At 42.3% G+C, this 21,722-nt stretch carries 19 protein-coding genes, 2 pseudogenes and 1 riboswitch; of the genes and pseudogenes, 6 read left to right on the forward strand and 15 right to left on the reverse strand.

Annotation, left to right across the window (positions count from 1 at the left end; translation table 11 throughout):
• The first annotated feature begins 48 nt into the window (after positions 1–48).
• Entirely contained in the window at positions 49–540 is a 492-nt protein-coding gene (locus ACH0BF_RS07110; RefSeq protein ID WP_120035988.1) for a hypothetical protein, read from the forward strand.
• A gap of 65 nt (positions 541–605) precedes the next feature.
• On the opposite strand, the pseudogene ACH0BF_RS07115 reads toward ACH0BF_RS07110, so the two are convergent.
• The 10 genes and pseudogenes from ACH0BF_RS07115 to ACH0BF_RS07160 form a co-directional block, all read right to left on the reverse strand.
• Positions 606–938: pseudogene (locus tag ACH0BF_RS07115) on the reverse strand (antibiotic biosynthesis monooxygenase family protein).
• 110 nt (positions 939–1,048) lie between these two features.
• The gene (locus ACH0BF_RS07120) at positions 1,049–1,732 is read right to left on the reverse strand and encodes a serine/threonine-protein kinase (protein ID WP_120035987.1); all 684 of its coding nucleotides are present in this window, start codon (positions 1,730–1,732) and stop codon (positions 1,049–1,051) included.
• Positions 1,733–2,003: 271 nt separating this feature from the next.
• On the reverse strand, positions 2,004–3,014 hold the full coding sequence (locus ACH0BF_RS07125; protein ID WP_406909155.1) for an ABC transporter substrate-binding protein: 1,011 nt from the start codon (positions 3,012–3,014) through the stop codon (positions 2,004–2,006).
• A gap of 219 nt (positions 3,015–3,233) precedes the next feature.
• Positions 3,234–3,476, reverse strand: a complete 243-nt coding sequence (locus ACH0BF_RS07130; RefSeq protein WP_406909157.1) for a ferredoxin — start codon at positions 3,474–3,476, stop codon at positions 3,234–3,236.
• Positions 3,477–3,510: 34 nt separating this feature from the next.
• A pseudogene (locus tag ACH0BF_RS07135) lies at positions 3,511–4,404 on the reverse strand (adenine deaminase C-terminal domain-containing protein); the annotation flags it as partial.
• A 50-nt stretch (positions 4,405–4,454) separates the two neighbouring features.
• The gene (locus tag ACH0BF_RS07140; RefSeq protein ID WP_406909160.1) at positions 4,455–5,099 is read right to left on the reverse strand and encodes an SDR family oxidoreductase; all 645 of its coding nucleotides are present in this window, start codon (positions 5,097–5,099) and stop codon (positions 4,455–4,457) included.
• A gap of 141 nt (positions 5,100–5,240) precedes the next feature.
• On the reverse strand, positions 5,241–5,555 hold the full coding sequence (locus ACH0BF_RS07145) for a DMT family transporter (protein ID WP_120035982.1): 315 nt from the start codon (positions 5,553–5,555) through the stop codon (positions 5,241–5,243).
• Positions 5,552–5,890 carry a DMT family transporter gene (locus tag ACH0BF_RS07150; protein WP_120035981.1) on the reverse strand — a complete coding sequence of 113 codons (339 nt, stop codon included), beginning with the start codon at positions 5,888–5,890 and terminating at the stop codon, positions 5,552–5,554. Before ACH0BF_RS07150 ends, ACH0BF_RS07145 begins: the two co-directional genes overlap by 4 nt.
• 60 nt (positions 5,891–5,950) lie before the next feature.
• A riboswitch (guanidine-I (ykkC/yxkD leader) is annotated at positions 5,951–6,048 on the reverse strand.
• Positions 6,049–6,116: 68 nt separating this feature from the next.
• A complete protein-coding gene (locus ACH0BF_RS07155; protein ID WP_120035980.1) occupies positions 6,117–7,082 on the reverse strand; it encodes a cation diffusion facilitator family transporter in 966 nt (321 codons plus the stop codon).
• Positions 7,083–7,287: 205 nt separating this feature from the next.
• A complete protein-coding gene (locus ACH0BF_RS07160; RefSeq protein WP_340851447.1) occupies positions 7,288–9,387 on the reverse strand; it encodes a methyl-accepting chemotaxis protein in 2,100 nt (699 codons plus the stop codon).
• 223 nt (positions 9,388–9,610) lie between these two features.
• Here ACH0BF_RS07160 and ACH0BF_RS07165 point away from each other — a divergent pair, with 223 nt between their 5' ends.
• Entirely contained in the window at positions 9,611–10,282 is a 672-nt protein-coding gene (locus ACH0BF_RS07165) for a hypothetical protein (RefSeq protein WP_406909165.1), read from the forward strand.
• A gap of 63 nt (positions 10,283–10,345) precedes the next feature.
• Positions 10,346–11,134, forward strand: coding sequence for a TIGR00266 family protein (locus ACH0BF_RS07170; RefSeq protein WP_120035977.1), 789 nt, complete (start codon positions 10,346–10,348; stop codon positions 11,132–11,134).
• 114 nt (positions 11,135–11,248) lie between these two features.
• On the opposite strand, the gene wrbA is transcribed toward ACH0BF_RS07170, so the two are convergent.
• Positions 11,249–11,857, reverse strand: coding sequence for an NAD(P)H:quinone oxidoreductase (gene wrbA, locus ACH0BF_RS07175; RefSeq protein ID WP_120035976.1), 609 nt, complete (start codon positions 11,855–11,857; stop codon positions 11,249–11,251).
• A gap of 285 nt (positions 11,858–12,142) precedes the next feature.
• On the opposite strand from wrbA, the gene ACH0BF_RS07180 reads away from it, so the two are divergent.
• On the forward strand, positions 12,143–14,101 hold the full coding sequence (locus ACH0BF_RS07180; RefSeq protein ID WP_406909168.1) for a DUF2207 domain-containing protein: 1,959 nt from the start codon (positions 12,143–12,145) through the stop codon (positions 14,099–14,101).
• Positions 14,102–14,174: 73 nt separating this feature from the next.
• Here ACH0BF_RS07180 and ACH0BF_RS07185 read toward each other — a convergent pair whose 3' ends face one another.
• The gene (locus ACH0BF_RS07185; RefSeq protein WP_120038066.1) at positions 14,175–15,326 is read right to left on the reverse strand and encodes a multidrug effflux MFS transporter; all 1,152 of its coding nucleotides are present in this window, start codon (positions 15,324–15,326) and stop codon (positions 14,175–14,177) included.
• Positions 15,327–15,532: 206 nt separating this feature from the next.
• Complete coding sequence (locus ACH0BF_RS07190) at positions 15,533–15,949, reverse strand: Lrp/AsnC family transcriptional regulator (RefSeq protein WP_120035973.1); 417 nt, start codon at positions 15,947–15,949, stop codon at positions 15,533–15,535.
• Between the two features lie 138 nt (positions 15,950–16,087).
• Between ACH0BF_RS07190 and ACH0BF_RS07195 the strand changes: the two genes are divergently transcribed.
• Both ACH0BF_RS07195 and ACH0BF_RS07200 read left to right on the forward strand, forming a co-directional pair.
• The gene (locus ACH0BF_RS07195) at positions 16,088–16,669 is read left to right on the forward strand and encodes a DJ-1/PfpI family protein (protein WP_120035972.1); all 582 of its coding nucleotides are present in this window, start codon (positions 16,088–16,090) and stop codon (positions 16,667–16,669) included.
• Positions 16,670–16,901: 232 nt separating this feature from the next.
• Positions 16,902–17,894 (forward strand): LacI family DNA-binding transcriptional regulator, encoded by a 993-nt coding sequence (locus ACH0BF_RS07200; RefSeq protein WP_120035971.1) that lies wholly within the window; start codon positions 16,902–16,904, stop codon positions 17,892–17,894.
• A gap of 686 nt (positions 17,895–18,580) precedes the next feature.
• On the opposite strand, the gene ACH0BF_RS07205 is transcribed toward ACH0BF_RS07200, so the two are convergent.
• Both ACH0BF_RS07205 and ACH0BF_RS07210 read right to left on the reverse strand, forming a co-directional pair.
• Positions 18,581–21,244: an MMPL family transporter gene (locus tag ACH0BF_RS07205; protein WP_340851453.1), complete on the reverse strand. Its 2,664-nt coding sequence runs from the start codon at positions 21,242–21,244 to the stop codon at positions 18,581–18,583.
• 3 nt (positions 21,245–21,247) lie between these two features.
• Entirely contained in the window at positions 21,248–21,694 is a 447-nt protein-coding gene (locus ACH0BF_RS07210; protein ID WP_120035969.1) for a MarR family transcriptional regulator, read from the reverse strand.
• Between the last annotated feature and the right edge of the window lie 28 nt (positions 21,695–21,722).

Raw genomic sequence — 21,722 nt, forward strand, 5'->3', positions numbered from 1 at the left:
TTTAAAGAAAATGGCAGCTGGGAATGATATTGGCAAAGGAGGAGTGAAATGAGAAAATTCATTTACTTATTAGCCGTTATGACAATTATGCTATTAATAGCAGCTGGTTGTGGATCCAAAAAGGAAGAGGCAGCTGAGCCTGCTTCAACAAACACAGATGAGCCTAAAGAGCAGGTAACGACGAAAGAAGAAGAAGAAGAGGCAAAGGAAAAGGAAGAAGAAAAACCTGCTGATCTGCCGAGCGGTCTTGAAGAAGTATCCATTTCTCTAAAAGAGCTGCAGGGCAACGTCGATACCGTGCCACAAAATGCTGAACAGCTACAAACTACTGGCAAAAAGGTAGAAGAAAAATGGGATGATATTGAAGAACAAGTGGAAGAGAACTATCCAGACGATTACAAAAACATTGAGGACAGCTTATATCCGCTGATTGATGAAACGAAAAAGGACAAACCCGATGCTGAAAAAATGAAACCTTTAATTAAGGAAACTGTAGAAAAAATCAACACTTTTAAAGAAAAGGTATCATCCTCTTCTTAAGACACTTTCCTATAAAAACAAAGCCTGTCCAATCACATAACGAGTATTGGACTAGGCTTTATTTTTTATTTGGAAGCTTGTTCTGCTGCTTGAATAACCGTTTCTACATAATACAATGCGCCTTCTGAGCTTATGATATAGTCAGGCTTTGGCTTTCATAGATTGGCCTTGTGACCGGCAATATGAGCATCGCTCTTTTCTCACTGCTTCCAATCGTCTTCAGACTGCCAACAAATCATTACTATGACTTCCTCTTCGCCACGTCTCACTTTCTTTACCATGACTGTGCGATCTACAAATCCAGGCTGCTTTTCGACGATGTCTTCACAGCTGAATCGTTCTACCACTTGCTTGGAATGGCCCTCAATTGTTTTAATCGTTCTCATTTGAACAAACACATGAATCGTTTCCAATTAAAATATTTCTCCCTGTTTTAATTGATAATGATTTTCACTCCTGATATTTCATCTCTATTTTTCTCAAAAAGAAAATTAAAATGTTGAAGCTGTCAGCTCTTTTCCTTTTCCAGCAAAACAGTGAACAGCCGGCCAAATCTTCTTAGAGAAAAGTTGCTATATTTTTGCTTTTCATATTGCCCCTTCACAAATTCTAAAAACTTAGGGGATATTTGTCTGGAAGCAATGATAGGATAATAAAGCCTATAGGCTTCTTTTAAATGCTCCCATCGTTGATCATTTCCCGGTTTGACGTATTCTGAGACATCGATCAGCTTTACTCTATTTTCCTGCAAGATAATATTTTTCAAGTGAATATCTCGTGGGTTTAACCCTGCTTTCCTCGCCTCACTTATTGCCTGGTCAACTTGTCCAATCACTTCGGGAGAAATATATGTTCCTGTTACGAGACAATCATATAGGTGAATTCCTGGTTCAAAACTAATCACAATAAATCGGCTTCCTGAACCATAAAAAACAGGGAAATATGGCAGTCCGGCAAGCTTCTCATAGGCACGTACTTCATTCTCCTTCTTGTGCTCTTTTCCCTTAGCATACACTTTAAAAGCATATTTCGGATTAAGGGAGTGAACAAACACGGCGGCGTCAGTTCCTTCCCCGATACATCGCAATTTATCGGGGACACTCCTGACCTTTACGGGTACATTCCCTTCACCTGCTTGTACCTCAATTTCTTCAATTAATGGAATGGCATCTTTCCAATGAAATTCTTTCACAGGATATTCTCTTCACCCTTTCACGCTATTGCTATCTAACAACGATTATTTTCTTCCCTATTCTTGTAAGTATATGCAGCAACTCTTTTCTGTTATCATACAATCATGTTATTTTTAATCATCTTTGCCTTTTTTTCGGCTACTTACTCATACGTACAACAAAAGAAAAAGTTCTCTAAAAATTACTCTAATGAACTATAACAGCCAAATTTCTTTGTCAGATAAAAATCCCCCTGCAACTAATGAACGATTACAGGGGGACTCTCATCTTTTATTCTACTAATTTAGCTTTCTTTTGTTGTTCCTCTGTTAATTTCACACCGAGAATATCAGCTGTTTTCTTGTTAACAACTAGCTCCAGGTTCTCAGGAACACCTACTGGAATTTCACTTGGCTTTTTGCCTTCAAGGATTTCAACAGCCATTTTTCCTGTTGAGTAGCCAAGATCATGGTATTCAAATCCGTAAGAAGCAAATCCGCCCCGTTTGACTGAATCACTTTCTCCGACAAATGCTGGGATCTTCTTGGCATTTGCTACTGTAATGACTGATTCTAAGGCAGAAACGACCGTATTGTCTTTTGGGATATAGAGGACATCCGCTCGTCCAACAAGCGTTTCAGCTGCTTGTTTTACTTCTGAACTGGCGGAAACTGTTACTTCTACCGGCTCCAATCCGTTTTCTTTCATCGCTTCTTTTGCTTTATCCACATTAACAACGGAATTCGGTTCCCCCGAATTATAAATCACGCCTACTTTTTTCGCATCAGGGAAAAAGTCTTTAATAGAAGCAATTGTATTTTTAATGGCCTCCGGGTGTGTATCAGATGTGCCTGTTACATTGCCCCCGGGTTCTTCCATACTTTTAACAAGCTTGGCACTTACAGGATCTGTAATTGCTGTAAAAAGAATAGGAATATCTTTCGTTGATTGTAAAGCTGCCTGCGCGCTCGGTGTAGAAATAGCTAAGATGAGGTCATTTCCATCATTAACAAGCTTTTGCGCAATGGTCATGTTATTGTTTACATCTGCTTGGGCGTTCTGATAATCAAGCGTTAAATTTTTCCCTTCTTCATAACCAGCATCTTTTAAAGCTTCGATAAATCCTTCCCTTGCCCCATCTAAAGACGGATGCTCAACGAGCTGTGTAATTCCTACTTTTGCTTCTTTCTTCTTTGGCTCGTCCCCATTTTCAGAGCTGCCGCCGCTTTCCTTATCACCCGAATTACAGGCCGTCAATACGAGCAGCAAGCCGATCAGTACTACCATTAGCCACTTTTTCATTTGTTCTCCTCCTAGGCTGTCCAAACAATTTTATTTTTTAAATATTTTGTCTATTTCGATAGTACCATGCCTTTAAGGGTGGAGACAATAATTAATTTAAAGTAACTATTGGAATTCATCCGATAAGCCCCTGTGAAACGAACAGGATGATGGTAATCATTCCAATAAAAAATCCTCATCTGAATAGATGAGGAGAATACCTATCTTTCTCATACTGACTTATGAATGAATCTTGCTATAGAAAGGTTTTTCTGCCATCTTGATAGATTCTGTAGGACAGCCTTCAAACGCCTCTTCTGCGTCATCAACTAGCTCTTCGGGAATTTCCGCTACGCCTTCGTTATCATCTAAAACTACATAGGCAACTCCTTCCTCGTTATAATCAAACACATCCGGCGCAGACGCTCCGCATGCCCCATAGGCAATGCAAGTATCTTGGTCAACCATTGTATACTTTGCCATTTAATCGCCCTCCTCTTGTCATAACCTAAAGGCTTTATGTTCTTATCTCACAGTTGAAAGCAGGGAAAGAAACAGATGGCAGCAGAATGTTGTCCGTTTTCACCTCATACAGCCCATGAGGAACTAACCGGAGACCCGGAAGAAAATCGCATGTTAAAAACAGCAAAGTGTATAAAATATTGTGGAAAGGAAATCCGCGCTCCTGCATGGCCGCCAATAACTGATTATGATAGCATACTGCCGTATCAAATGAAGAGTCCGTTGTCATCATCCCTGTAAATGTCAGCGGAATTTCCAACACCACCTCGTCGCTATCAACGATGACTATTCCACCTCCTATTTCATGCACCCTGGCTGCTGCCTTTGCCATTGATTCATGATTTCTTCCAATGACAAGCAGCTCAGTTGTTGTATTGTAAGTGGACGCCAAACCATCCAAATCGACCGCAAATCGCTCAAGAACTGCTTTGGATACCCACTCGCCGTCTCTATCCATTAACACAGCTTGCACAAGTCCATCATGAATAGATAAGTCTGCATAGCCGCTGACAGAAGGCAATTCTGTATCTTTTCTCTGTGTAATCACGTTGCTGCGGAAATACACAACGGGCACAGGCTCACTCGGAAACATATGCGGGTACCTGTATAAATTTGTGTTCTCCAGTCTTTCTTTGGAGAAGGCGAATGGTTCTCTGACTACATACTCATTCCAATCGATTTCTGGCATCTCCACTTGTAATTCTCCGTGTTCAGCTACTACTTCCCCACGGGCAATGACTACATCCGGACGGAAATCAACCAGATCCGGGAGAAGAAGAATATCCGCTTTTCTTCCGGGAGCGATCCCGCCAATGCACTCATCAAGGCGTAAATAGGTGGCCGCATTGATGGTAACCATCTGAATAGCCTTCATAGGTGGAATAAAAAGAAGGCAAAACTGCACTGGCAGCTTTGCCCCCGTAATAAAATACATAGAATTTATATAAGTTTTAGCGCTTCCGAAATAGGCACATCTCCTGAAACAAGATCGAAAGAACGATTAAACGTATGGCCTTCGCTAAGTGAAGCGACTACTGTTCTAGCTACATCCTCGCGTGGGATCGAGGCGCGTTCCAAGTTCTCCGCGGCTGCTACTTTCCCCGTCCCCTTTTCATTCAGCAACCCGCCCGGACGAATAATTGTGTACGTCAGGCCGCTTGATTGCAGTACTTTATCTGCGTAATGTTTTGCTACATAGTATGGTTTGATCGCTTCGTTCCAATTCTCTCGGCGGTGAGCTTGAAGGGCGCTTACCATAATAAAACGGCTAATGCCGGCCGCCTGGGCAGCCTCAATCGTCTTCACCGCTCCATCGAGGTCAATCAAAAGCGTCTTATCCCAGCCGGTTTGTCCACCTGAACCAGCAGTGAAAATAACTGCTTCACAACCTTTTGCTGCCTCTGTGATTTCTTCCACACTTCCCTCAAGATTCGCCACCGCCGCTTCTACCCCAGTCTTTTCAAAAGACTCAGCCTGCTCCTCACTTCTTACCAATGCTCGTGCAGTATGTTCTTCTCTTTCTTGAAGAAGCTCGACAACCTGCCTGCCAATTTGGCCATTCGCTCCTATAACTAGTACTTTCATTCACGCATCTCCCTTCCCTTTGGGTTTATTGTTCCAAAACACAGAAAATCAATCAATTTTAACGCTCGGGTCTACCGCTTTTTCTGTTACTGATTATAAAGAGAAAAATACAGGCCACTCAATAAAAGAGTGGCCTTAAGGTCAGGATACTAACTTTAAACCGACAGCAGCTCCAAGTACCATCACGATGAAAACAATTCTTCTCCAATCTTTCGATTCGCCATACAGCAGCATCCCTAAAATTGCACCGCCGGAAGCGCCAATACCTGTCCAAACAGCATAGGCTGTCCCCATTGGCAATGTTTTCATAGCTAAAGCGAGAAAGAGGAAGCTTGCGGAGAAGCCGACTAGCATAAGAACGAACGATTGCCAGTTTTTATGTTTGTGGAGGCTATTGATCATCGCTACACCCGTCATCTCAAAGATACCCGCAAGTACGAGATACAACCAGCTCATGAGGCTCGCTCTCCTTCCGCTTCATCTGTAACAAGCTTCAAGCCGATTACCCCGACAAGCAGCACAACAACCAATACCAGTTTTGCCACTTTGACCGGCTCCCCGAAAAAGATGATTTCTGATAGAACAGTTCCTGCCGTTCCCATACCAACAAACACAGCATACACCGTGCCAACCGGCAATTTATTTCCCGCCGCGATTAATAAATAAAAGCTGACGAGAATAGCCACCGCCGTTCCTGCCCATTCCCACATATTGTCGGCGTGCTTTAAGCCAACCACCCAGAATACCTCAAAAAAAGCAGCAATGAATACTTTTATCCATTCCTTATTCATTCGTTCTCCTCCCTTTCAAAAACAGAAAAACCCGAAAGATTCCACAATTATATCGTGGCAATCTCCCGGGCTTTTATCCCTCCGTGTCACAGAAAGACTCTGTGTGCCTTCTCTCGGACCAGACCGGACGCATCCGCGGAACCCTAGAAAGCATGGATTATTTAAGTAATTATGCTTTTAACTCTAGCAACAAACGGTCGAATGGTCAATCATTTTTTGGAAGAGATCATGTCGGCTCGGGCATTCCCTTCCAACCTTTTTTATCATCATCTTCAATAATGCCAAGTGTAACGTCTGCAACTTCTGGTTCCCGGAGCAGCCGGTCCATGACTCGGAACTTAATATCGTCTGCTTGTGCAAGCGAGAGACCTTTTCTCAGTTCGACAATGCCATCAATGTGATAAACTCGGCCTTCCTGAATAATGCGCATTTTGTAAATATCGACTACGTCAGGATCAGCCAGCAGCATATCCGCCATTTTATTTTCGACTTCCTTCGGGGCAGCGACACCGATTAGGCCGACCATGTTATCATAGCCAACACGAAAAGCAACGAAGACCATCAATAAACCAATCAATATCGTAATGGCACCATCTGCGGCGAGCAAGCCAAAAAATTGTGCCGCTACAATACCGATTAAAGCAAGAAACGCTCCAGAGGTTGCTACTAAATCCTCATAAAACACTAGCCGTGTAGCAGGAGACGCTTTGCCGACGTTTTTAAAAGCGGTGACAAGAATATTTCCTTTTTTCTCTACACGTGCTTCTTCAGCAATTTCTTTCATCGCTTTAAATAAAATAAATCCATCGACGGCAATCGCTGCAACGAGCACAAAAAAATTCAACAGAAAATCAGATGATTCCGCTGGATGCTTTAACAGCTTCCAGCCCTTCATGATCGTTTCATAAGCCATAATCGTTACGACAATGACGGCGACCATACAAAAGATATTAATAAGCCTACCAAAGCCAACTGGAAATCTTTTGGATGGCTTCATTTCTGCTAAGGCGCTGCCAAAGTAAACAAACCCCTGATTAACGGCATCCGCCAGCGAATGCATGGCAGATGCAAACATCGTGCCGCTTCCACTAAAGGCAGCGGCCACTCCTTTTAAAATAGCAAGTACTGTATTTCCGATAGCCGCAATGCCTGACGACGTATTTCCCTTTTTCAGCAATTGAACAAACCCCATATTTCGCCTCCTTATTTTTTATTGATTTACCCCGAATCCCCCGTTATTTATCCATTAAATTATAAAATGTCCTTTGTTACGGCATAACAGTTATTCCCCATTAGATTCTCAGCAGAGGCAGAGTGAACAAAACAAAAACCCCTGGAGATTATACATTATTATGTTAATCTCCAGGGGTTTTATTCTTCGGACTATCTAACAATGATTACACTTTGAAACGACTGACAACTTCCTTCAATTCTCCAGCAATATTGTTCATCCGCTCGGTTGATAAGGCGACTTTGGTCATTTCTCTCTGCTGTTCAGTAGCTGAAGCGCTGACCTGTTCAGCAGAGGCGGCTGTTTCCTCTGAAATGGCCGATACACTCTGAATCGATTCAATGGCCTGCTCTTTAAATTCCATCATTTCCCTTAACTTCGCAGATAGTTGAACAATTGATTCACCAAGTTGGTTGGCTAGCTCAGCATTTTCCTTAAATGAAGATTCTGTATTGGAGACAGATTGATTCTTCACTTCCATCAATTCAATGTTTTTGGCAATAACAGCAACCGTTTGCTTGGATTCTTCTAATATTTCATGGACAGTTTTTTGAATAACGTCGGTCTCTTCGCGTGATTGCTCCGCTAACTTCCTTACTTCCTCCGCGACAACGGCAAAGCCTTTTCCATGTTCACCGGCACGGGCCGCTTCAATGCTGGCATTTAAAGCAAGCAAATTCGTCTGGGCTGTAATGCCGTGGATCGAAGCAATGACAATATCAATGTTCGCAATCTTTTTGGATAATGCCTGAATTTGCTCTTGCACTTTTTCATTCATTCTATCTGTATCTTCGTTGTGCTCCCGCAGCAATTTGACTTGTTTCATTCCTTGTTCAGTTGACTGTCCCGACTGTGCTGACAGCTGATTGATTTTATCGGAAAGAGTTGCCAATGCATCGATTTGTGCAGACAAGTCAGCCATCCGTTGGTTAGCATCCTCTGTGTCTATTGACTGCTGTGAGGCACCCTGGGCAATTTCATCTATGGCAACCGCCACTTCTTCACTTGCAGCCGAAACCTCTTCAAATGCCTGATGTACTTGGGAAGTAGAATCATTCAATTCTACAGAGGAGCCCTTAACAACATAGATCGCTTCATTTGTTTTATCGAGCATATCATTAAAGGCAGAGGCCACCAGCCCAATCTCATCCTGACGAATGTGTGATGGGTCTACTTTTTGTGTTAAATCACCGGATGCGGCTGTTTCAATCGACTTCCTCAAGTAAGTTAAAGGCTTCAACTGTCTGTGAATAAACAGAGAGGAAGCAGCAGCCATTAAAATAATCATTAATACTGCCGCTATAATTGTTAACAGTAAAATGGCATTAAACGTACGTAAAATACTAGACTTGGGCACAACCGTCTGAACAGACCAAATCTCATCTATTCCTTCAACTGATACAGGAGCAAACGTATTAAATGCTTTTTCCTTCAGTTGCTTTGAATCGACATATAAAGTCGAGACCTTTCTCTCTCCCAAATCAGACCGAACCTTCTTCCAATCTAATTCTTCTTCCATGTTTGTTCCAATTAATTTTTCGTTGATACTGTTCGCTACTACAAAACCTTGATCAGTGACGATACTTGCATAACCGCCGTCCGGTTTCATGCTTTTCACTACGTCATTCAAGAACTCAATAGAAAAGTCAGCTGTCATGACTCCAATAAATTTATTTTCTTTTGAAAATAAAGGCACAGAGATGGTTGCCATTGGAATGGTCTGGCTTCCAGCCTGGTAATCGTATGGTTCCGTTAAAACTGGCCGTCCCTCTTTCTTAGGGATTTGATACCAGTCTCCATCCCCTTCTGTTTCGTAACCATTAATCGCCTCGGTATGAATAGTATCTCCTTCTTTATATAAATAAGGGATGAAACGATGCTGCTGATCAATAAACGTTTTATTCACCGTATTTTCAATAGGAACTGCATTGCTCTCGAGTATGAGTCCCATCCCAAAAATACTAGGATTTTCAGTAAGATTCTTCTTGACCATTTGCAAAGCAGATTGAGCTGTCATCTTTTTTTCATCATTTAAAGCTTCAAACATATGCTTTGCAGTCATTAAGGTTTTGCTCGTGTGTTCAAAGCGCTGGCTCAGACCAGCTGCGTACAGTTTCGCATGTTCATTCGCATACTCTTCGGAATCTTTTACGCTTTTGTTGTGTAACATGGTATTCGTTACAATAGAATACACTACAAAAAGTAGTAAAAATAGCCCAATAATTAATCCGGATAATTTCCAAGCAATGCTTTTTGTTTTTTTCATCCGCTTCTCTCCCTTTCTCATAAGATGTCCCCTTGATTTAATCGGCTTAGTCCAATAATAGTTAAGATATTTAATTAATTTTTTACAAAAATACGCGAAAAAAGTACTATTTGGATATTCCAACCATTTTTTGTTGAAATTCTTTTTCTTCCGTAAGTCTCATTCGAGATATAATGTAACAAAAGATCATAAAAATACATTTTTTTCCTGAAAGGAGAATGAGATGAAACAGTTATTAAAATGGGGAATGTATATCAGCTTTCTCTTATTGATTGCTGGGTGTACAGAAGCGGAGAAAAAACAAACGCCCTCAAGCACGAGACTTACCATTGAGCCTTATAACCTAACCGAAAGAGAAAAAGAGCTAATCAGCAAAACAGGAGCGGATCACATTGAATTTTTTAACTTAAATGGCACATTGAAAAAAGGAGACGACATCCAATATACAGTTGTTTTGTATAAGGACGGAAAATTTGAACAAAATATGCTCGTCTCGTTCGGCGAAATAAAACACGCATTCCGGGATAAAATCATCTCTTTTGGCACAAGTGACTTAGACAGTGAAAAGGGTTTCGTCAAACTGCTTGAAGGATTACCAGATGGCTTGGCTGCAACAGTATTTGAACACAAGATGACGGCCTGGTCATTCAACAGTTTGATTCATGAAAAAATCACTTTAAAGAAAGACAAGCCCGTTTATCTAGCCGGCTGGTCTGGTACAACTAAAAACAGCATGGGCTCTCTCCACAGTGACCACGGGGAGCTGCCTCGAGGGCTGAAAGAAACAGAAATCGCGCTTTACTCTATAAAGTCGAATGGACGAATGCACAGAAAAAAGACCTCACCGATTAAGAAAAATCTCTCATCATTTCACCTTTTTTTGCAAAATAGTTGAAAAATAACGAAACCTTCTTTTATAAATATTCGTACTACCTTTTGTGAGAAGGAGGAATTTTTAATGAATAACCACGAAATTGATTATAAGATTTATGGCGATGATATGCAGTTTGTCGAAGTCGAGCTTGACCCGCGCGAGACAGTTATCGCAGAAGCAGGCAGCTTAATGATGATGGAAGATGGAATCGAAATGGAAACGGTCTTTGGTGACGGTTCATCTAATCAAGGCAGTGGATTAATGGGCAAGCTGCTTGGCGCCGGTAAACGGGTGTTAACCGGAGAGAGCTTGTTCATGACGATGTTTACAAATGAGGGACAAGGAAAAAAACATGTTTCCTTTGCTTCTCCCTATCCGGGCAAAATTATTCCAATGGACCTGAGTGCGCTAAATGGGAAAGTTATTTGCCAAAAAGACGCTTTTCTGGCAGCGGCAAAGGGCGTATCTGTCGGTATTGAATTGCAGCGCAAATTGGGCGTGGGCTTCTTCGGTGGCGAAGGTTTCATTATGCAAAAACTTGAGGGTGACGGCATGGCGTTTGTTCATGCTGGCGGGACAATTCATCAAAAAACATTAGCCCCAGGTGAAGTATTGAAGATTGATACTGGCTGTCTAGTAGCCATGACAAGTGACGTTACTTACAATATTGAAACAGTACGCGGTGTGAAAACCGCTCTATTCGGTGGCGAAGGGCTATTCTTTGCTACACTCCGCGGCCCAGGAACAGTCTGGATTCAGTCGCTTCCATTCAGCCGTCTAGCCAGCCGTGTCTTCGCTGCGATGCCGGCAGGTACTGGCGGCAAAGATGAAAGTGGAATCGGTGGATTATTTAAAATGTTTAGCAACGATTAATCGGCGAAAATGGCTGCTCGATCATTTGATTAGCCTCTAAGCTGGTTTATCTAAAAGGAAAAAGGTTTCCGAAAGAATATTTTCCGGAAACCTTTTTCCTATTTTTATCTGTGATTACAGGCCATTTTTTATTGCCTTGGCTACCATAACAGTCCGCTTTGCTTGATGCTTTACAGCTTCCTCAACATCTTCTTTCATTTTCCCTTCCTGATCCACGGAGACTGATGTACCATAAGGATTTCCACCTGCAGCAAATACTGCTTCTCCAGTGTAGCCAGGCGCTGCGATGATCGCTCCCCAATGATACATAGAGGTGTATAATTGCAGGATTGTTTGTTCTTGTCCGCCATGTGGATTTTGAGCAGATGTCATTGCACTGACTACTTTGTTCGCTAATTTTCCTTTAGCCCATGCTCCACCGGTTGTGTCCAAAAATTGCTTCATTTGACCGGGTACATTTCCGAACCGGGTCGGAACGCTAAAGATAATGGCATCTGCCCATATAAGATCGTCCACTGTCACTTTAGGAACGTCCTTTGTTTTTTCATGGTGAGCTTTCCAGGCTGCATTTGATTCAATCGCCTCTGGTGGAGCGATTTCCGGCACTTTCAATACTTTTACGTCAGCACCTGACGCTTTGGCTCCTTCTTCCGCCCATTTAGCTAACTGATAATTTGTACCTGTTGAACTGTAATAAACAATCGCTGTTTTTACATTTTCCATTCTTTTGGTCCCCTTCCTAGCTTGATTCTGGATCATACCAGACACTTTACCGTGTGGGCCTATTTCCAGATAGCTATTCTCAAAATTACCCTTCTCATAAACGTCTAAAACGGCCCTATTCAAAAGATTTGATAATAAATATCTCTCCTAAAGGCCATTCAAAATAACCTTTACCCTCTTTTATTTTACAGACAAAGCAGTTCCTTCGTTGCATTTTCTATTTTGTCAGTTATGCTATTATTTGGAATTAGAAACATAGATTCCTATAGAAAGAGAGGTGAAAACTTGAAAACACTTCGACTTCCCGTGCTGACCATTTTGATTTTTCTAGCCTGCAGTCCCTCGGCTTTTGCTAAATCCTATACCATTGATAAAGTCGACATTCGCGCATGGATTCAACCAAATGGCGATTTGCTTCTCAACGAGGTATTTAAGTATACGTTCAAGGGGGAATATAGCCGAGTAAGACGTTCAATACAGACAAATCATCACCAAGGAGTCACCAATTTTCATGCATACGAACTGGTAGATCCAAATGCTAAACCAGGGTTTGTAAACGAACAAGACTTGCGGACGCTTAACGTATCACAGGAAGATAATAGTTACTACGCTTCCCTTTCTGCTAAAAACGAAAAAAAGACCATCTTTTACGTTTATCGCTTGAAAGGAGCAGTAAAATCGTATGAAACGTATAGCGATCTCGTTGTTCCTTTTTTCGGGACTGGCAGCAATCATGATCAAGACCTTCATCATATAACGATTGATTTTGTGTTCCCACAAGAAATAGAACCAAGCCGCTACTATGCTTTTTTGCATGATCGCGAAGAAGGGGATATTCATAAGGAACCACTCGTTGTGCGCTTTACTACACCGACTTCCGCCATGTATTCTCTTACAGAAACAAGGCTGCTGTTTCCTTCTGCAGTCATGTCTGAACAGAGAAAAGCAGCTGCCCCAGCCACCTTGGAAAAAGTACTCGAACAAGAAGAAAGACAGGCAAAGCGAATAGCTGAGAACGAACAGAAACGGGAACAACTACAACAACTTCTACCTTATTTAACAGCACTAGCCGGGTCTAGTTGCCTTGCGATGGCTATCTTGCGCATGCGTCACCTGAGAGGAAGCGGGAATGTAAATAAGCTTATCCACACAGATCCACTCGTTTTGTATTTCATCCATCGCCTTGGAAAAAAAGACCGGTATGGTTATTTTGCCGCTTTATATTCACTTGTTGAGAAAGGGGCTGCCAAAGTAAAACTGGATCAAGCGGCCAAGCGGTTTCAAAATGATCCCGACGCTCCCGATCATCAGCTTTTGTTCACACTAAAACGTACGCCTGACCTGCTCGCGCCGCATGAAAATCAACTCATTTTATGGCTTTTTAAAAAGCTAGGAAAGAAAAGCAGGACCTCCTTTGCCATGATGAATATAGCCGGAGCAACGAAAAAAGAAAAAGACAACCATCGCCAACTGCTCAGTTACCGAACGAAACACTCTTTGTTCAAAGAAGGAGAAAAGGAATGGTTTCATGCCGCCCTTCAATACATGAAAGAAGAACGATTGATGGGAGACAAAGTGATCCGCCTTCTTGTCCCTATACTGCTTGCAGTTATCTACTTAATCGTTCTTTATAGTTACATGCTGGATTCGCTCTCCACGGCAGCGATGCTTATTTATTCCATCATTAGCCTTGGATTATTTTTGCTGGCTTGCCGGAATCCTGCGCAAAGGTGGCGTTCTCTGCTTTCTTTGCTTGTATCGTTTCTTGCAGCTCTCATGCTATACGATCCAGCCTTGGTGAAACAAATAGCTCTTTTCATCGCCGCAAGTACTTTACTCTATCTCTTTACGCCGCGCATGACATTATCAAGTGAAGCAGCGGCTCTCTATGCGGATATCCGGATATTCCGCAAGCAAATTAGGAAACATGGAATCCCCGTTTCCCTGCCAGAAACTGAGCTTGATAAATGGGTTATCCGATCATTAATCCTGAAGGCCAGACGACATCATCCTTTGCTTAAAGAAGCAGCAGAAGTCAAAACAGCGTTATTCTCAGCTGCACCACTCACTTTTCTTTTGTCAGCAGATCACAACCCTGTTTCTTACTTAGAAGACACATGGAAATGGAGCAAAATAGCAAGTTCAGATAGTTCATCCGGAAACAGCTCTTTTGATGGAGGCGGATTTTTCAGCAGTGATGGAGGGGGCGGTGGAGACAGCGGCGGTGGTGGCGGAGCGGACTGAACAAAAAAAGAGATCCAAAAGCAGCTGCTTTTGGATCTCTTTTTTTGTAAGCAAAGTCTGTTTGCCAGCAGCCTTATTTTCGGCATAGGAAAAAATAAGAAAACACTGCTGCTAAATGACAGCCAACCATAATGATCCCCATCGGCAGCGTAGTGTGACCAGCGCCAATGCCGGCAAGCGGAGCAGCGACAGCACCAAAAATATAAGGCATCAGTCCGAGAAACGCTGATGCACTTCCTGCTGTTTTCTCCTTATTATTCATGGCCAACGAGAAACATGTGGTCGATACTACCCCTACACTTGATACCGCAAAGATCAACGGAATAAGAACAGCGATGAGATGAGCTTCTATCGCAAGCATAGCAAGCATCAAAACGCTTCCCGATAACGCCATCAAAAGCCCTGCCTTCAATAAAGCCGATTCGCTGACCCTCCCGGCAAGCCGGCCGGTAACCTGAGTAGCGATGACGATTCCCAGGCCATTAATGGCGAAGCATAGACTAAAGGCTTGCGGTGATAATCCAAAAAAATCCTGCAACACAAATGGTGACCCCGCTATGTAAGCAAACATGGCTGCCATCACAAACCCTTGTACGAGGCAATAGCCCATAAACACTTTATCAATCATTAATACTTTAAACGTAAGAAGTGTCTGTTTTAACCCTCCTGCGGATTTGCGCTCAACGGAGAGCGTTTCAGGCATGCCGCTAAAAACAGCAAAAAAAGTCACTGCTCCCACTATAGCAAGCACTCCAAACACACCCGGCCAGGATACAAAAGAAAGGAGCTGTCCTCCGATAACTGGAGCAGCAATCGGGGCTACACCGTTAACAAGCATAGTTAAGGCAAAAAACTTCGTTAGTTCCGAACCTGAATAAAGATCCCGAATCACCGCGCGCGAAATAACAATTCCTGCTGCTGCGGCAGCTCCTTGAATAAACCTCATTACGATAAGGCCCCAAATAGAGGGCATGATTATACATAGAATAGAAGCAGCAGTAAAGATAATAAGGCCGGCCATCAAGGGTTTTCGTCTTCCATTTGTATCACTCAAAGGACCAGCAATTACTTGACCAAAAGCTAGACCAATTAAAAAAGCAGTTAAGCTAAGCTGGGCAACAGACGCCGATGCATGTAAGTCCTTCGCTAGAGTTGGCAAGGCTGGCAAATACATATCTACCGATAAAGGCCCGAATGCAGACAGCAAACCAAGCAAAAGAACCATCCATAATCGATTAGGCTGCCTTATCGCTTCCTGATCTGGCAATTGTTGTAGCGCAGATTGTTTCACCCTTTCTCCTCCTTATTTCTATGACAGCAAATGTGCCACTTATTTTTTTCCATCATACACCATCTCATTTTTATACTCTAGCGTTCTTCCATAGTTTTAAAATAAATGGGCCGATCTGACCCACAACCAGAAAGCCTCTTTTACAATGTCGCGTTCTTATGCTCGGATAGCACAATATTTGTGGATGGTGTCCCGTACGGCATCGATTGATCAATAAATCTTTCGAGGGTTTCTACCGATTGTGTCGCAACTTTTGCGATATAGCTGATTTCACCTGCCACTCGGTAGCATTCAAGCACATCCGGATGGCTGTAACAAAATTCCGCTAATTTTTTGCAGTCATTTGATTTAAATAACACGAGCGCCACAATTGAACGATCGAGTGTTTTTAAATCAAACAAGGCTTGATAACCTGTGATAACTTGCTGCTCCTCGAGCTTTTTAATTCGCTCAGCTACTGCGGGTGCCGATAAGTGTACATGTGCAGCGATTTCTTTTGTCGTCACTTTGGCATTTTGTTCTAGCTGTTTTAAAATTTCATAATCAATATGATCCATAGTCTCTCCTTATTAAATGAAGTATTTGTATGAATTATCCATAAAAACAAAAGCAATTTCAAAGAAATACATTTGTCATAATATTCAGCAGGCGATCAAAATCCATTAAACTGAAGTGAGAAAGTGAGGCGATAGTCAATGAAGAAAGTATTATTGTTATTAGCAAATGGCTTTGAAGCATACGAGGCCAGTGTGTTTACAGACGTACTTGGATGGAATCAATTAGAAGGTGACGGCTCTACAATGGTTATTTCAGCAGGACTTCACCCAGAGCTACAGGCGACATGGAACTTTAGAGTCACCCCAGAAAAACGATTAGCAGACATTGATTTACATGAATTTGATGCATTAGCGATTCCTGGCGGGTTTGAAGAGGCGAATTTTTACGAGGATGCATTTAGCGAAACGTTTCAAGAGGTCATTCAACATTTTAATACACATAAAAAGCCGATTGCTTCTATTTGTGTAGCTTCTTTAGCGCTTGCGCATAGCGGCATACTACGACATCGCAAAGCTACGACCTATAATCATCCCTCCAGTAAACGTTTAGCACAATTAGCCACGTATGAAGTGCAAATCTCAACTAATCGCATTGTGGTAGATGAAAATGTGATTACTTCATCAAATCCCGGTACAGCCATGGAAGTTGCCTTTATACTTCTAGAAATGCTGACTTCTAAAGCCAATGCTGAGAAAGTTAAAGAATTAATGGGTTATTAACGAAATGACTATTAGCTGAAATGTTTGCCAACTTTTTATCACGCCTGCTGCTACTCAGATGGCACGAAAAGAAACCGTTCTGTATTCAAAATGGTTTCTTTTCGCTTATCATACAATATAACTGATAGGCTAGTATAGACAACGTCTCTACCTAGCTATGATTCATTCTTTCTGCCTAATTTCGGAATAGTGTATAATGAGAGCGAATATACCGGGAAACAGGAGTGGCAAAATGAAGACGATTGCAGATATTGCCAAACTTGCTGGCGTAGCAAAAAGCACCGTATCCAGATATTTAAACGGCGGGTCAGTGAGCGAGAAAACAAAACAAAGAATCGAAACAATCATCAAAGAAACCGGATACACACCAAATACCTTTGCGCAAAGCTTGAAAGCAAAGAAAACAAACATGATCGGTACAATCGTCCCCCATCTCGATTCGTATGAAACATCCCAAATCCTGACTGGCATCGATAATGAATTACGAAAATGGAATTGCCACATGCTCGTTTCTAATACCAACCAAAACATAGAGCGTGAAATTGAAAGCATCTATATGCTGGCAAAACAAAAAGTCGCTGGTATTATTTTATTGGCAACACAAATCACCGATGCGCACTTACAGGCATTTAGTGAAATTAATGTTCCCATACTATTAGTTGGCCAGCAGCATGAGGAAGTATACAGCCTTATCCACAACGATGAAGAAGCTGGTTATGCTATTGGAAAATATATTATTGAACAAGGGCATCGGCGTCTCGCCTTTTTAGGCGTCAGCGAGGATAACACAGCCATCGGCGTGAATAGAAAAGAAGGCTTTAAGCGGGCAGTTAGAGAAGCGAACGGGTGCGAGGTCCACTTTTTTGAAACCGGCTTTACTATGGAAGAAGCAGCAAAAGGAGCGCTGGCAGTTTTTGAAAGCTACTTCCCTTCCGCTCTGATTTGTGCGACGGACGATATTGCTATCGGTGCAGTGAAAGCGGCCTATAAGAAAGGCATGCACGTGCCCGCCAACATATCTGTCACCGGGTTTGGCGGGTATAGCATTACAGAGATGATGAACCCTGCTTTAACAACAGTTAAACTTCACTTTGTCGAAGCCGGAGAAACAGCGGCCCGAAACATTATTAAATTAGCTAACGGAGAAGAAATTCCCAAGCTCACGTATTCAGGTTTTGAGATTATCCCAAGAGAAAGCGTCGACAAACGATTTGTCCCTGGCTGATCACTGCATTCATGTATGTTTAATAAACATGCGCTAAAAGAGAAAACAACTATTCTATTGAAAAAGAATAGATACCTTTTTAAAGCCGGCCAGGGCTTATTTTTACCTCTTCTTTCGGAACCGGTTCCTCATTTTTGGAACAAAAATCGATTTTTTCACTATTTTTAGGGGACCGGTTCCAAATACAGTTAAAATAAGGCTTTTAAAAACAACGGATCGCTGTAGCTTTTCTCTTCCTTCCTGTTTATGAAGGTGGGCTGTTTAACCAGGTGGGTGAGTACCATTTTTTATATAACGCAATTCGACAAGGTAGTTTTGGGCATTTTTATTCTAAAATATTAATCATGCATTAACATATTAATCTTTATGCATCTTCTTATGTATTTATATACAACCAGAATGCATAAATTCACTCATATCAATCTGTCTATTATTCTTGATTTTGTGTTTTTTCTTCTCTCCCTTGCTAAAAAATGCTGGGAAATAATCCTTTTTCCCTTCAACTTCTCAGCAAGTTTTCGTTGCTTTCTTTTCTTATTTGCTGCAAAATTTTTTTGCTATTTTCATATTTCGACTTTTTATTTTTTACATTTTTCGTCATTTGTAGAGAGAGCCGCTACCTCAATTCCACCTAAAAAGCCGTTGGCAGTCATGTATATAATGACTGCCAACGGCTTTTCTTTCTATTATGATTCTTTTCTTTTAAAAGGCCACCAGACTCCCCGATCAAAGGAAACCGTAATAGCCGGGATAAGCAGTGGCAAAATAATTAAACCATAGAGCAGCAGCCCGGTGATCACGATCGTAGCAATTTGCACAAGACTGAGCACTCCTGATGGCATCATTGCCCCAAACGTACCGGCAAGAATAACAGCCGCTGTAATGATAACTGTACCCATTTTAGCCATTGACTTGACCATTGCCTGCGGGATAGTCACGCCATCTGCTGCTTCTTCACGGAAGCGGTCAAGCAGGAAGATGGAATAATCAACACCAAGTGCTACAAGCATGACAAAGCCGAAGAATGGCACAGCCCAGCTAATACCATCATAGCCAAGCCAATTAACGAAAATTAGCTCTGATACGGCTACAGACGTAAAATAAGTAAGCAATAGTGAGCCTATCATATACAGTGGCATGATAAGAGACCGAAACAGGGCGGTTAAAACAACAAATAAGCTAATAAGCATAATGGTTACGGTGCGGGTAAAATCTTCAGAAGCAATCTCTTTTAAATCACTGTTCATGCTTGATACTCCGCTATACGCAGTCTCCACCTTTTCAAAAGGTGTGCCTGTCACCGCGCGCTGTACGGCTGCCTTCACTTTTTCAACCGTTTTAATCGCTTCAGTTGAATACGGATCGTCGGAAAGAATTACCTCAAGCATCACACCTGTTTGCTGATCGATTGTATACCGGTCCAGCACTTGCTCAAAGTCTTTATTTTCAAGTGTCCCCTCCGGGATAAACATTCCCGTATCCCGCAGCCCTTTCGATTCGCTCATATTAGTCATCATTGAGGAAACGGTATTCAGGCCCTTTTTTACTTCTGATAAACCATTGTTAGCAGATCCAACACCTTCCGAAAGCTTTGTTAACCCGCCTTTTAACTGGCTGATTTGACCTGCGGAGTTTTCTAGCTGGCCGGCAGCATTCCCAATCCCCTGCTGTACTTGGCCAAGCTGCTGTTGGAGCATGCCCAACTGTTGAACGGTTCGCGGAATATTTTGTGATTGCTGAAGCCCTTTCGAAACGAGGCCAATTTGTTCATTAATTTTTCCAAGCCCTTTGGCGGCTTCACCAAGACCTCCCGCTCCCGCAGATGCTTGATCTCCAGCCGGCAGCTGCTTCGTCACTTCATTAAGTCCATTTTGTACTTTTGTTAATCCGCCCTGGACTTCACCAAGCCCCTCTTGTGCTTTCGTTACACCTTCAGCTAGCTGACCAAGCTGCTGATCAACGTATAAATCTTCAATAACCTTGCCGGTCGGGCGAGTGATGGTACGCACTTCTTTGACGCCCTTCACTTTTTCTATCTCCCTGCTAATGGATTCTACATAAGGAACCGTTTCTTCTGTTACTATATCTTTCTTGTGCTTCAGAATCACTTGTACGGGCAAGGAATCTCCTTTTCCAAAGCCTTTTTCAATCGCATTCAGCCCTTTAACAGATTCATAGTCACTGCCAATTTCCTCCACGGTGTTATAAGACTGGTCATTATCGTACGTAAACAGTAGCGGAACGGCTATCACAGCTACGACAAGCATAGATAAAAGCGGCCGTTTAACAGATAACGAACTGAATAAGATCCAAATCTTGCTATCGTGATGAGCAGCTGATTTCTTTGAAGGCCAGAACAATTTATCCTTCAGCACCGCCATAAAGAACGGCATGATTGTAAATAACACAAACAGCAACACGATGATGCCAACAGCGACGCCAACAGCTGATTTAAAGATAGGAAATTGTGCAAAACCGATGGCAGAAAACCCGATAAATACAGCTAATCCGCTGATTAACAATGTTCTTCCCGCTGTTTTATATGTGTTTACTATCGCTTCCTCGACTGTATGTCCGGCAAATAGCTCTTCTTTATACCGGCTCAGCAATAAAATACAGTAATCTGTTCCGATACCGAAAAGAACAGCCACTAAGAAAATTTGGGTATAGTTTGATACCGGGAAGCCAAACCAGTCAATAAAAAAGGCGACGAATGATTGGCTGAGCAAGTACGTAATGCCGACAGCAAGCAGTGGGATAAATGGCGTAACAAATGAGCGGAATACTGCCAGCAGCAAACCAAAAATCAGAACAACTGTAATGACTTCTGTTCGCTTCAAACCTTCCTGAGCACTCACGTTCACATCATGATTAATGATCGCCTCTCCCGTCAAATAAACCGTTCGATCTTTTGGTACCACTTTTGAACGTATGTTTTCCGCAAGGTCATTCACTTCTTCATCTGTGCCATCTACTGTGATTGGAACGAGCACTGTTTTTTTGTCCTCAGACACTAGCTGCTCTTCCAAATCTTTATTCTCGAAAGGATTAAGTACCTCCTTTACAGGAGTACCCAGCTTGTTTAGATCATCTACTGTTTGGGCTATCTCCTTCCTAGATGCTTCATTAAGCTTTTCCTTTAACGGGAAAACAAGCGATATTGTTTCTTCCCCCGCTCCTGCTTTCTCTAATATCTCGGTCGCCCGCTGAGAAGCAGCATCATCTGGCAACTGAAATGTGCCTGCTTTCTCCGCCTGTTTTGTTAGGTTAGGTGCCAGGACAAAGAGAACGGCTGTCAATACAATGATCCCCACCGTAATAGGCCATTTCCATTTAATCACTTTTCTCATTCACTACACTCCCTTCACTTTCAACACTTCCTTCAGCTTGCGGAACGTTTTAACAAACTGTTCAACCTCCTGTTCTTCCACCTCATCAGACAGCAGCTGTTCAATGTACTCATATAACACTTGATCCGACTGCTGCACAATGGCTTTTCCTTTCTCCGTCAGCTCCACAAGCTTTGTTCGCTGATCCCCTTCTGCTTTCCCTGTTCGAATCAATCCATTTTCATCTAGTTGCTTTAGACGGTGGGAAATGGCACTCTTGTGAACTCCCTGCATGGCTGCCAACTGTCCTACAGCAATGAGACCATGCTTGTTGATAATTTTCAGCGACTGCATCTGCTCCGGTGAGTACTCACGCCATAACGGATTATCCACTGATTTAATTACCCTTTCTGTCCCGTAAATGATCACTTCCTCGAACAATTCCACCGCTTCTCTTAATTGTTTTTTCACATTAGTTGCCCCCCTAAACATTATATAA

The sequence above is a fragment of the Pseudobacillus sp. 179-B 2D1 NHS genome, assembly GCF_045370945.1.
Taxonomy (GTDB): Bacteria; Bacillota; Bacilli; order Bacillales; family Domibacillaceae; genus Pseudobacillus.

What these genes read in the sequence shown, in the direction of transcription:
- ACH0BF_RS07110 (WP_120035988.1), top strand. Translation starts at nt 49, where the DNA reads ATGAGAAAATTCATTTACTTATTAGCCGTTATGACAATTATGCTATTA.
- ACH0BF_RS07125 (WP_406909155.1), bottom strand. Translation starts at nt 3,014, where the DNA reads ATGAAAAAGTGGCTAATGGTAGTACTGATCGGCTTGCTGCTCGTATTG.
- ACH0BF_RS07130 (WP_406909157.1), bottom strand. Translation starts at nt 3,476, where the DNA reads ATGGCAAAGTATACAATGGTTGACCAAGATACTTGCATTGCCTATGGG.
- ACH0BF_RS07140 (WP_406909160.1), bottom strand. Translation starts at nt 5,099, where the DNA reads ATGAAAGTACTAGTTATAGGAGCGAATGGCCAAATTGGCAGGCAGGTT.
- ACH0BF_RS07145 (WP_120035982.1), bottom strand. Translation starts at nt 5,555, where the DNA reads ATGAGCTGGTTGTATCTCGTACTTGCGGGTATCTTTGAGATGACGGGT.
- ACH0BF_RS07150 (WP_120035981.1), bottom strand. Translation starts at nt 5,890, where the DNA reads ATGAATAAGGAATGGATAAAAGTATTCATTGCTGCTTTTTTTGAGGTA.
- ACH0BF_RS07155 (WP_120035980.1), bottom strand. Translation starts at nt 7,082, where the DNA reads ATGGGGTTTGTTCAATTGCTGAAAAAGGGAAATACGTCGTCAGGCATT.
- ACH0BF_RS07160 (WP_340851447.1), bottom strand. Translation starts at nt 9,387, where the DNA reads ATGAAAAAAACAAAAAGCATTGCTTGGAAATTATCCGGATTAATTATT.
- ACH0BF_RS07165 (WP_406909165.1), top strand. Translation starts at nt 9,611, where the DNA reads ATGAAACAGTTATTAAAATGGGGAATGTATATCAGCTTTCTCTTATTG.
- ACH0BF_RS07170 (WP_120035977.1), top strand. Translation starts at nt 10,346, where the DNA reads ATGAATAACCACGAAATTGATTATAAGATTTATGGCGATGATATGCAG.
- wrbA (WP_120035976.1), bottom strand. Translation starts at nt 11,857, where the DNA reads ATGGAAAATGTAAAAACAGCGATTGTTTATTACAGTTCAACAGGTACA.
- ACH0BF_RS07185 (WP_120038066.1), bottom strand. Translation starts at nt 15,326, where the DNA reads ATGGTTCTTTTGCTTGGTTTGCTGTCTGCATTCGGGCCTTTATCGGTA.
- ACH0BF_RS07190 (WP_120035973.1), bottom strand. Translation starts at nt 15,949, where the DNA reads ATGGATCATATTGATTATGAAATTTTAAAACAGCTAGAACAAAATGCC.
- ACH0BF_RS07195 (WP_120035972.1), top strand. Translation starts at nt 16,088, where the DNA reads ATGAAGAAAGTATTATTGTTATTAGCAAATGGCTTTGAAGCATACGAG.
- ACH0BF_RS07200 (WP_120035971.1), top strand. Translation starts at nt 16,902, where the DNA reads ATGAAGACGATTGCAGATATTGCCAAACTTGCTGGCGTAGCAAAAAGC.
- ACH0BF_RS07205 (WP_340851453.1), bottom strand. Translation starts at nt 21,244, where the DNA reads ATGAGAAAAGTGATTAAATGGAAATGGCCTATTACGGTGGGGATCATT.